At 54.3% G+C, this 9,490-nt stretch carries 11 protein-coding genes; 5 read left to right on the top strand and 6 right to left on the bottom strand.

The annotated features are described in order from the left end of the window. The first annotated feature begins 686 nt into the window (after window positions 1-686). A complete protein-coding gene (gene nadA / locus ACREAY_RS07050) occupies window positions 687-1,631 on the top strand; it encodes a quinolinate synthase NadA (protein WP_431755060.1) in 945 nt (314 codons plus the stop codon). On the opposite strand, the gene nadC is transcribed toward nadA, so the two are convergent. The 3 genes from nadC to ACREAY_RS07035 are packed head-to-tail and all read right to left on the bottom strand — an operon-like array spanning window position 1,628 to window position 3,269. Continuing rightward, window positions 1,628-2,479: a carboxylating nicotinate-nucleotide diphosphorylase gene (gene nadC / locus ACREAY_RS07045; RefSeq protein ID WP_431755058.1), complete on the bottom strand. Its 852-nt coding sequence runs from the start codon at window positions 2,477-2,479 to the stop codon at window positions 1,628-1,630. The two genes, nadA and nadC, sit on opposite strands and share 4 nt — an antisense overlap. A gap of 1 nt (window position 2,480) precedes the next feature. After that, window positions 2,481-2,669, bottom strand: a complete 189-nt coding sequence (gene spt4 / locus ACREAY_RS07040; RefSeq protein ID WP_431755057.1) for a transcription elongation factor subunit Spt4 — start codon at window positions 2,667-2,669, stop codon at window positions 2,481-2,483. Beyond that, window positions 2,670-3,269, bottom strand: a complete 600-nt coding sequence (locus ACREAY_RS07035; protein ID WP_431755056.1) for a DNA-directed RNA polymerase — start codon at window positions 3,267-3,269, stop codon at window positions 2,670-2,672. It lies immediately after the preceding gene. Window positions 3,270-3,419: 150 nt separating this feature from the next. Here ACREAY_RS07035 and ACREAY_RS07030 point away from each other — a divergent pair, with 150 nt between their 5' ends. Together ACREAY_RS07030 and ACREAY_RS07025 are read left to right on the top strand one after the other, a co-directional pair. Beyond that, entirely contained in the window at window positions 3,420-4,532 is a 1,113-nt protein-coding gene (locus ACREAY_RS07030; RefSeq protein WP_431755055.1) for an Mrp/NBP35 family ATP-binding protein, read from the top strand. A 26-nt stretch (window positions 4,533-4,558) separates the two neighbouring features. Then, window positions 4,559-5,056 carry a GTP-dependent dephospho-CoA kinase family protein gene (locus tag ACREAY_RS07025; protein WP_431755054.1) on the top strand — a complete coding sequence of 166 codons (498 nt, stop codon included), beginning with the start codon at window positions 4,559-4,561 and terminating at the stop codon, window positions 5,054-5,056. A gap of 65 nt (window positions 5,057-5,121) precedes the next feature. Here the strand turns inward: ACREAY_RS07025 and ACREAY_RS07020 are convergent, their stop codons facing one another. Continuing rightward, window positions 5,122-5,259, bottom strand: coding sequence for a hypothetical protein (locus ACREAY_RS07020; protein WP_431755053.1), 138 nt, complete (start codon window positions 5,257-5,259; stop codon window positions 5,122-5,124). Between the two features lie 55 nt (window positions 5,260-5,314). Then, window positions 5,315-5,545 carry a hypothetical protein gene (locus ACREAY_RS07015; protein WP_431755059.1) on the bottom strand — a complete coding sequence of 77 codons (231 nt, stop codon included), beginning with the start codon at window positions 5,543-5,545 and terminating at the stop codon, window positions 5,315-5,317. Window positions 5,546-5,728: 183 nt separating this feature from the next. On the opposite strand from ACREAY_RS07015, the gene ACREAY_RS07010 reads away from it, so the two are divergent. Next, window positions 5,729-7,180 (top strand): FAD-binding oxidoreductase, encoded by a 1,452-nt coding sequence (locus ACREAY_RS07010; protein ID WP_431755052.1) that lies wholly within the window; start codon window positions 5,729-5,731, stop codon window positions 7,178-7,180. 26 nt (window positions 7,181-7,206) lie between these two features. Then, window positions 7,207-8,193: a class I SAM-dependent methyltransferase gene (locus ACREAY_RS07005; protein WP_431755051.1), complete on the top strand. Its 987-nt coding sequence runs from the start codon at window positions 7,207-7,209 to the stop codon at window positions 8,191-8,193. Here the strand turns inward: ACREAY_RS07005 and ACREAY_RS07000 are convergent. Continuing rightward, complete coding sequence (locus ACREAY_RS07000) at window positions 8,190-8,591, bottom strand: VOC family protein (RefSeq protein WP_431755050.1); 402 nt, start codon at window positions 8,589-8,591, stop codon at window positions 8,190-8,192. The two genes, ACREAY_RS07005 and ACREAY_RS07000, sit on opposite strands and share 4 nt — an antisense overlap. Between the last annotated feature and the right edge of the window lie 899 nt (window positions 8,592-9,490).

Genomic DNA, 9,490 nt, shown 5'->3' with positions numbered 1-9,490 from the left:
GTCGGGCAATCGGGCTCAAGCGGGGCTTTCCTTGGATTTTCGGTGTTTGGCCTCATACCTTGCCGGCCTTTGTAAGTGATCCGTGCGTTGGCATTTATCTTCAAAAGCGATCGGGCTCCAATCTTTATATGTGTATTCATTGGCGAATTAGCTAATTATCCTGACCTTTCTGTATGTCTGAAAAGCCCATAATCCCGCTCCCACTACGATCAACATCGCACCAGACACCTTTAATATTGAGGCTTCAGAATTAAGGCAATCACACGACGCTTTGCCGCATATGCATCTCAGATTGTCCAGACCGTTGCCCCAGATATTGTCAATGCTCCAAGACCGATTAGAGAGACGAATATTCCGATTTGAAGCAAGCTTACCTCAGCCAACACATCATTTATAGTCCGCCTGCGCTATTGAGCTTTCTACGGTTAACCATCATACGCCGCGCTGTTGCGGCCTTTCTCATGCGCCGATATTGTGGCGGCCTCCAAGTACCGCATGGATATAAAATGCCGTAGAGCCGGCAGTTAACAGCCTACAAATGCGCCGATAAGGTGACGTCTCCTCATTGGCTGTGCGGTAAATGTGGCAAGTATTGCCTGCAATTTCAAGAATCGAGGCACACTTGTCCTGAATTATACTGGTTTAAATGTAGAACCTACGGATTATTGTCGCACATAAAAGTGACTATGCTTGCAACCGATTTCAAAGAACAGGTCCTGAAACTAAAGAAGGAAAGGAACGCCGTCATCCTGGCGCACAACTACCAGGTGCCTGACGTGCAGGACGTAGCCGACTTTACCGGCGACTCGCTTGCGCTGTCAAGGAACGCGGCTGCCACAAAGGCAGACCTGATAATATTCTGCGGCGTGCATTTCATGGCCGAGACCGCGTCGATAATCTGCCCTGACAAAAAAGTCCTGATACCTGACCTCGAAGCTGGATGCTCGCTTGCCTCCACCATAAACGCCGACGAGCTGGCTGCGTGGAAGGCCGAGCACCCGGACGCAGCTGTGGTAAGTTATGTCAACACGTCGGCCGACGTCAAGGCCCTGTCTGACTATTGCTGTACGTCCTCTAACGCAGTCAAGGTGGTCAACAGCATCCCCGCCGACAGGAAGGTGCTGTTCCTGCCGGACATGTTCCTTGGCGCCTACGTGGCAGAGGTTACAAAGCGCAAGGACATGTACATATGGCCCGGCGAGTGTCACGTGCACGCCGGGATAAAGGCAGAGGACATTAACAAGATGCTCGCAACGCTAAAGAACGCCGACTTTCTCGTACACCCTGAATGCTCTTGCACGTCATCGACGATGTACCACATGGCCAAGGGCGACATTTCGCAAAAGGCCCATGTGCTGTCGACGGAAGGCATGATGAAGCACGCCCGGGCGTCAGACGCCAAGCAGTTTGTCGTCGCGACAGAGACCGGCATCCTCTACAGGATGAAAAAGGACAACCCTGACAAAGAGTTCATACCGGTCAAGGAAGACGCCGTGTGCAAGTACATGAAAAAGATCACGATAGACAAGGTGTACAACTCGCTCGTGCACGACGTCTACGAGGTCAAGGTGCCGGAGGCAGTGGCGGCAAAGGCGAGGCTGGCAATCGACAGGATGCTGGCCATCTCTTAACTTTTTATAATTTCAAGACTGAAATCGACGGCTTTTGGCGAATGGGTGATGTAGCCCATCGAGATATAGTCCGGTTTCGCTTTTGCGTACTGCCTGATGTTCTTGTAGTTCACGCCGCCTGAAATCTCGACTAGTGCTCTTTTGCGCAGGCCGAGTTTCGTAATTTCTTTAATCGCCTTTGCCGCCTGCGCCGGCGTGAAATTGTCGAGCATGACAATGTCCGCGCCCGCCTTTATGGCTGATATCGCCTCCTTCTGGTCGCGCGCTTCGCACTCTACCTTTATCGCCGAGCCGACGCCCTGCTTGGCCAGCCTGACGCACTCTTCCGGCGTTCCTGCAAGCACCAGGTGGTTGTCTTTAATCAGCACCATGTCGTCGAGGCGCATCCTGTGGGCCAGGCCGCCCCCTGCGACGACGGCCTTTTTGTCAAAGTGGCGGAGGCCCGGAGCCGTCTTTCTGGTGGCCGCTATCCTTACCGGCTTTGCCATGTCTGCAAGAGCCCTGGTCTCGGTTGCAATGCCGCTCATCCTCATCAACAGGTTCAGCGCCGTGCGCTCGGCCTTTAGTATGGCTCTAGCGCTGCCAGAAATGACCATGACGCGCCCGCCCCTTTTCGCCTTTGTGCCGTCCTTGGCAAGGATTTTGCACGAGCAGCCGCAGATGTCGAAAATTGCTGCAGACTCTTCAAGGCCGCACACGGTGGCGCCGTCGGCCTTGCAGATTATCTCGGCTCTTGCATCAACATCTTTGATGACGCTGTTGCTCGTAATGTCGCCCGTCCCGATGTCTTCTTGCAAAAAACCCGCGAGCATTTCCCGGACGGCAAGAAATGACTCTAGTTCTGCCAATCTATGTTACCTTTAGCGCGTACCTGCTTGGCGCAGTTATTTCAAGCGTGTTTGCCACCAGAGACTTGGCCGGATCGAAGACCAGTATTATTCCTTGCCAGTCGGGGCTCAGGTCGGAAGACTTGCAGACGGGGCACACCTTGCCGTTGGTGAGGGCCTTGCATTTCCTGCACGCCTTCTCCTTGGCCATCTACTTGCCTCCCTTTCCCTTGGGAGCCGGGGCCGTTGGCTGCGCGCTGCCCTTGCTCTTTTTGATCTCGTCCTGGATCCATTCGAGCGCGCCGAGGAACGGCTGCCTGCACGTGATGCCTATCTTGCCCATGCCTGCGCCCTTGCCGAGGCTGACTGCCGTTATGCGGGCGCGGATCTTGGAGCCTATCTTTAGTGATTTTGACGACTGGTTGGCGACGATGACGCCTGCCTTGACGTCGCTCTTCAAATAGTCGTCGGTAATCTGGGAAAGATGTAAGAGCGCGTCCGTCGGGCCGATCCTGACAAACGCGCCAAAGTCCGTGATCTCAACTACTTCGCCTTCCACGATTTCCTGCAACTTGGGGTAGAATGTGAGGGCCTTGAAAGTGACCTTGTGGTAGGTGGCTCCGTCGCCTGCGACAAGCTTGCCGACCGAGCTGACCTCTGCGTCGGTGATCATGACCACATAGCCGACGTCGGCCGAGAGCATGCTTTCATACTTTTCTTTGAGAATCTGGATAGCGGCATCTTTGAGAGAGTTTGTCAGCCGGCTTGGGGGAATCCTGACGACGTCGCTCATATGCACTATGGCAAACATAATATACGCAAACTTGAGCGAATCGTCAATTTATGAACTTTTGGATTGCGAATTGTAAAATTTTGCGCCCGCATTGCCTCGCCACACGGCTATGGCGGTAAGGCTGTACTAAGACCATGATTTAAATACGGTGTAGCGAAAAATTTGTTGATGGTTACCGTCGATCAAGTCCTGGGCGCGCTAAAACAAGTCATTGACCCGGAGCTCCACAAGGACATTGTTTCAATGGGGATGATCAAAGATCTCGCTATAAACGATGGCAAGGTTGCCTTTACTCTCGAACTGACTACCCCTGCATGCCCATTCAACAGCGACATCGAGCGCGACGTCCGGGCCGCGATTGCAGCTCTTGGCGTCAAGGACCTCATCATGAAGGTGACTGCGCGCGTCATGGAAGGAAGGGCGCTTAATCTTGATGAATTATTGCCCGGAGTCAAGAACATTGTGGCAGTCGCGTCAGGCAAGGGTGGCGTCGGCAAGACCACCGTCTCTGTAAACCTCGCGCTATCGCTTGCCCGGACAGGCGCAAAGGTGGGGCTCTTGGATGCAGACATTTACGGCCCGAGCGTGCCCCTCATGCTGGGGCTAAAGGCGCAGCCCGAAGTCGTAGACAACAAGATCCAGCCGCCAGAGATGGCAGGCGTCAAGGTGATCTCGATGGGCTTTTTCTACGAGCAGTCGCAGCAGGCCGGCATCTACCGGGGCCCGATTGTTTCAGGAATAGTAAAGCAGTTTTTGACAGACGTGAACTGGGGCGAGCTTGACTATCTTATAATCGACCTGCCGCCTGGGACCGGCGACGCGCCGCTTACCATCGCCCAGACAATCCCGATTACCGGCATCCTCATCGTCACGACCCCACAGGACGTTGCCATGAACGTCGCAGTCAAGGCAGTCGGCATGTTCAACAAACTCAACGTTCCGATCATCGGGGTGGTCGAGAACATGTCCTACCTCCAGTGCCCCAACTGCACCGAGCAGATCTACCTCTTTGGAAAGGGCGGAGGCAGGAAGATAAGCGACGACTTTAAAATCCCGTTCATAGGCGAGATCCCGCTGCACCAGCACATCAGCGAAGGCAGCGACGCCGGCAAGCCGATTGTGCTTTCGGAACCAGAGTCGTTCCAGGGTCAGTCGTTTGACAAGGCGGCCAAGACAATCGCAGGCAGGATAAGCATAATTGCTGCCGAGATGAGAGCGCAGGAAGAGGCAGAGGCGCAGTCTACCGACGCGGCCAAGACGCCTGAAAAGCCGCCAGCTTAAAAAACACCTGCCCGTTCCACTAGTATATGGCGCTGACGCCTGACGTTCTTGCAGAGCTGAAAAAACCATTTGGCACGCTCATCCTGGACGCGCAGGTGACAAAGGAAAAAATCGCCTCTGCCGTAAGGGGGGCGCTCGTAATGACGGTGGGCGACGCGACGACTGAACGCATGCTGGGCTTTGGCATCCTACCTGACGTTGCCGTGGTCGACGGCAAGGAACGGCGGCGCAAGCGCGGTTACCCTGAATTTGACGCTATGGTGATAATGTGCAGAAATCCCGCCGGCATTATTTCAAAACAAGCAGTCGACGCCTTGAAGCAGGCGATAAAGGCAAAACCGCCCGTGCGCGTGGTGGTGGAGGGCGAAGAAGACCTGCTCGCGCTGCCAGTGTTTGCAATGGCGCCTGACGATGCAGTTGTCCTCTATGGCCAGCCGCTGGAAGGCCTCGTGGTGGTCAGGATAACGCCGGCGAGAAGAAAGCGGGCTAAAAACTTAATGGAGAGGATAGGCGTCAAAGAGTGAAGGGGTATGATGATGTGGTGGCTGACTGATCCCCATGATTGGATATACCATTTTCTGACCCCACATCAACCATCGCAGCCGCAGCCGTCCTTGCTCATGTCGTAAGTGCCAATGTTGTATTTCTTGGCACAAGGATCGCAGACGCTCTTGCCGTAATCAATCTTGGCGTTGCAGAAAGTGCAGACCATGCTAGCCGGCTCCAACAGTGAACTGAAGGCATAAACGATTTTTAAATTTTATGGAGCAACCGGTTCCGCCTTACATCGGAGCGATGAGGATCTTGGGCCGGTTCGGGGTATTGTGGTGGCACTTTTTGCCGCATATCGGGCAGTTCTTTCTGTCAAGGAATATGCACTGGCAAATGTGGACCTTCAAGTAACTCTTGGCCGCGTTCGTGCTTTCGCCGGTCCCGTTGCAAAAGGGGCACTGCGAATCAGTTATCTCGATGGTGCCCTTGCCGGAGCATATGGGACACTTTTCGGCCTGCATCATATACACGCTACCCCGCATATACTCATATTTAATTGAAGCGAATAACCGCAAAATATGATCTTGTTGACGAATGCACACAATTATCAATAACAAAACCGAAAGCGCCAGTTACCTGATTTTCCTTCCTGAACTGTCGTAATTGCAGCTAATAATTATACAAGCTTTTGCTACCAACTGGCGTTGATCCCTGACGGCCTTTTCCGCATAGCAAGGGGCGAGGTGCTCATCGATGATTGGAGCCGGAAGGTCTACTCTGTGGACGCCAGCCACTATGAAATCGAGCCTGCCGCCGTTGCGTTCCCAAAGGACGAGGGCGACTTGCAAGAGATCTGCCGGTACGCGTCTGCAAAGCGCATCCCCCTAACTGCAAGGGGCGCGGGTACCGGGCTTTTGGGCCAGTCGCTTTCAGACGGCGGGCTAGTGCTTGACTTTACAAGGCACATGAACAGGGTGCTTGAAACCGGCGACGATTATGTTATCGTAGAGCCCGGCATGGTCAAGGGCGTGCTTGACCTGGAGCTGAAAAAGCGCGGCAAGTTTTTGCCGCCGGACCCTGCAAGCAGCAACTATTGCACCATAGGAGGCATGATTGCCGACAATTCAAGCGGCGTGCACTGCCTCGGCTACGGCAACACCATCGATTTTATCGAGGGCGTGGATTTTGTATATGCTGACGGGAACAGCGGCAGGTCGGCAGAACCTGACGACCGGCTGTCAGAATTGAAAAGCGTGCTAGGGTCAAATGCGGGCTTGATCCGGTCAAGCTATCCCAAGGTCCGCAAGAACTCGTGTGGGTACCGGCTTGACGCCGCCCTTGAGGGCGGGTTTTTGCCAGACAAGATATTTGCCGCATCAGAAGGCACTCTTGGCCTTGTCACATCTGCGCGCCTGCGCATAATGGACCTGCCGCAGCACCGCTGCCTGCTGGTGCTAGGCTTTGACCGCCTGCTTGCGGCAGTATCTGCCGTGCCTTCAATCCTGGAATTTTCGCCGGTCGCGCTGGAAATGCTCGACAGCACAGTGCTTGCCCGCGGCGACTATAACGCCGGCGCCGGCTGCCTGCTATTTGTCGAGTTTGAAGGCCAGAGCAGGATAGCGGTGGAGGGCAGGATGGAAAAGTGCAGGTCGTTGCTCGCAGGCAGGGCGTCGGTGGTGGAATACGCGGCCGACGAGCAGAGCCTAACCCGCATCTGGGCCGCAAGAAAGGGCGCGCTCAACGACATCATGAAGATGACAATCGGGAGCAGAAAACCCATCGGGCTCATCGAAGACACCGTGGTGCCTCCGGAAATGCTCGGGCAACACACCGCGAACCTGCTGCGCGCCTACCGGGACAACAAGCTGGAATACGTCTTGTACGGGCACGTGGGCGACGGCAACATGCACACGAGGCCGCTTGTGGACACTGGCAGCAAGTCCGAGTCAGATATGGTGCAGAGGCTTGCCACAGAGTTATTCGCGCAGGTAATCAAGAGCGGGGGGACTATCACCGGCGAGCATGGCGACGGCCTTGCCCGCGTGGGATATATCGAGGCCATGTACGGGCATGCAGTGACCGCCCTGTTCCGGCAGGTAAAAGAGCTGTTCGACCCTGGATACCTTTTGAATCCCGGCAAAAAGGTGCTAGTTTAAGAGCAGGCGGAGCCTGCTAGCTGGGCATGGCGGGATGGAAGGGGCGCCCAAAAGAGTTCAAGCAATTGTGGGACTACTCGGTTGGCTTTTACGGCGTGTGGGTGGCGCACATCGGGCGAAGTGTGGGACTCTTGCAGCATATCGCACATTCGCCGGCTTCTGCCGCCGGCCTTGCGGCAAAGCTGGGCCTTGACGCCGGGGCAGTGGGGGCGTGGTGCTCCGCGGCCGTCGCGCTGGGTCTCATCGGCGAAAGGAAAGGGAAGCTGCGCATGAGCGCCAGGATGAAAGAGATCCTGCTAGACGCAAAAAGCCCAAACTATCTTGGCGGGCAATTTTCTTACCTTGCGATGCGCAGCCTAGAATACCGCGGCCTTGAAGACCTCTTTAACTCGGGCAAAACACTGGACATGTCGAGCACCTTTGACGCGATAGAGCAGGCCACGGACTGGGACCACAACGCTTTCCTCTCTGCCATCAAAAAGGGGAGAAGTCGCAGGTTGCATGCGATGCTCTCTAAAGGGTGCAGGGTGCTCGACGTCGGCTGCGGCACCGGCACGCTAATTGAAAAATTGTGGCGTTCGTACCCCCGCTCTGCGTTTGTAGGCGTCGAGCCGTCAGAAGTGGCCGTGCACAGGGCGATGGAGGTGGCTGCGGGCAAGCCGGTCGAGATATTGCGCCTGCAGGGCGAGGCCATGAATTTTGACGGGCAGTTTGACATTGTCTACCTTGGCGAGTCGCTCTATGCAGCCTCTGACAAGCAGGCCGTCGTGTCAAACTGTTACCGCGCCCTGAAAAAAGGAGGCGCAATAGCAATAGTTGAAGGCCTGCTGCCAAAAACCGCAAGCAAAGAGGGCCGGCTGATAATTGGCATGCAGCTGGATTTTGCGCTGCAGGGCTACCGCTTTATGACAAAAGAAGAAACTGGCGCGCTCTTGCGCAACGCGGGCTTTTCCAAAGTCGCCTTTTCGGACTTTGGCGGGTCGCTTTTCCTGGTGTCGGCGTGGAAGATCTAGTCGGCGCCCAGCATGCCGAGCATGTCAAAGCCTTCGTCTGATTTTGTCCTTATCTCTGCTATCGAGATCAGGTGGCCGTCTGGGTCTTCGATGACCGCGTGCTTGCCAAAGGGCTCGTCTTTTGGTTTTTTAAAGAACTTTACCTTTTTTGCCTTCAGTTCCTTTACAGTGGCATCCATGTCGCTCACCATAAAGCCCACGAGCATGCCGATGCCAGAGCCCACCATGCTCTTTTTCTTGGCAAGATTCAACGCGATAACGGTGCCATCCTTGAAGAATTCGGTCCATTCTTTGGACTTGGTCTTGAGTGGAAGGCCGAGAACGTCCTTGTAGAACTTGGTCGAGGCCTGCATGTCTGACACGAGCAATATTACTGCGCCCACTTTACGAAATGCCATCTCACTACACCTACGGAGAATCGGTGGAGGTAAATAAAGAACTTATCGTTGGCTCTGCGGATGATGCGAATATTCTTCTATTGTGGCGTCATGACGACCTCCGCCTAGGTGTGGAAAAGCATTCAGGGGAGCATAGTAGACGTTCATGCTCTCTCCGTCAACCGTCTCGGTCAGGGAGCCGGATTTGCCTGCAAGCGCCTTGGCCCCATGCAGATCAGCCGTCGTTTGCTGAACCGTATGCATAAATTGCCAAAATCACTATCGCCGCTGCAATGCCCACGGCGGCCGCGACCATAACGACCTATCCGGACAACAAGCACGGGCTGCAATTTCCTAGAATATCTTGTATGCCAAAAATATGGGCCATATCACTATATCCAAGTTACGCGGTACTCCGGATCCAGCTCAGGACAGTGGGCAAGATCCGAAAATTATCGTGGCCAAGCTGGCAGAAAAAACCTGCTCTATGCGTTTGGATGGTTGGGCGAGACAATTTTCTTTATGCGAATAACGAGCAGTAATTTATCCTTGCCTGGAAAATTCTTTGACACAAAAGTAATTGATCCGCGTTATTGTACTAGACGACAATTGAGATAGTCATTAAAGTCATCTTTTCGTAGCGAGACTCACCGGCCACTTGGTTATGATAAAAGTGGATGCAGAGGATTGTCGCGTTATGGGACTCAATTCTGGCAATCCCCTGCACACCGGCAAGGCTCTTTCGTTGGCCTTCTAAGGGCAATAACGCCAATCAAGTATAAATAATTAGAAGCATGGAAACTACATTACTTTGCTATGAGCAATAGCCTGCTGCGTCGCAATCTTGGCGCACCTTCTAGTAATCAGGTCTTTTCCCTCGCAACTGTTTTTATTGTTTGGCGTGCAATATGCCCATGGAC

Origin of the sequence: Nitrososphaera sp. (genome assembly GCF_050748925.1) — an archaeon.
GTDB lineage: Archaea > Thermoproteota > Nitrososphaeria > Nitrososphaerales > Nitrososphaeraceae > Nitrososphaera.
This window is presented reverse-complemented; position numbering and strand designations above follow the sequence as displayed.

What these genes read in the sequence shown, in the direction of transcription:
- ACREAY_RS07030 (WP_431755055.1), top strand. Translation starts at nt 3,420, where the DNA reads ATGGTTACCGTCGATCAAGTCCTGGGCGCGCTAAAACAAGTCATTGAC.
- nadA (WP_431755060.1), top strand. Translation starts at nt 687, where the DNA reads ATGCTTGCAACCGATTTCAAAGAACAGGTCCTGAAACTAAAGAAGGAA.
- ACREAY_RS07015 (WP_431755059.1), bottom strand. Translation starts at nt 5,545, where the DNA reads ATGCAGGCCGAAAAGTGTCCCATATGCTCCGGCAAGGGCACCATCGAG.
- ACREAY_RS07005 (WP_431755051.1), top strand. Translation starts at nt 7,207, where the DNA reads ATGGCGGGATGGAAGGGGCGCCCAAAAGAGTTCAAGCAATTGTGGGAC.
- ACREAY_RS07000 (WP_431755050.1), bottom strand. Translation starts at nt 8,591, where the DNA reads ATGGCATTTCGTAAAGTGGGCGCAGTAATATTGCTCGTGTCAGACATG.
- spt4 (WP_431755057.1), bottom strand. Translation starts at nt 2,669, where the DNA reads ATGGCCAAGGAGAAGGCGTGCAGGAAATGCAAGGCCCTCACCAACGGC.
- ACREAY_RS07035 (WP_431755056.1), bottom strand. Translation starts at nt 3,269, where the DNA reads ATGTTTGCCATAGTGCATATGAGCGACGTCGTCAGGATTCCCCCAAGC.
- ACREAY_RS07025 (WP_431755054.1), top strand. Translation starts at nt 4,559, where the DNA reads ATGGCGCTGACGCCTGACGTTCTTGCAGAGCTGAAAAAACCATTTGGC.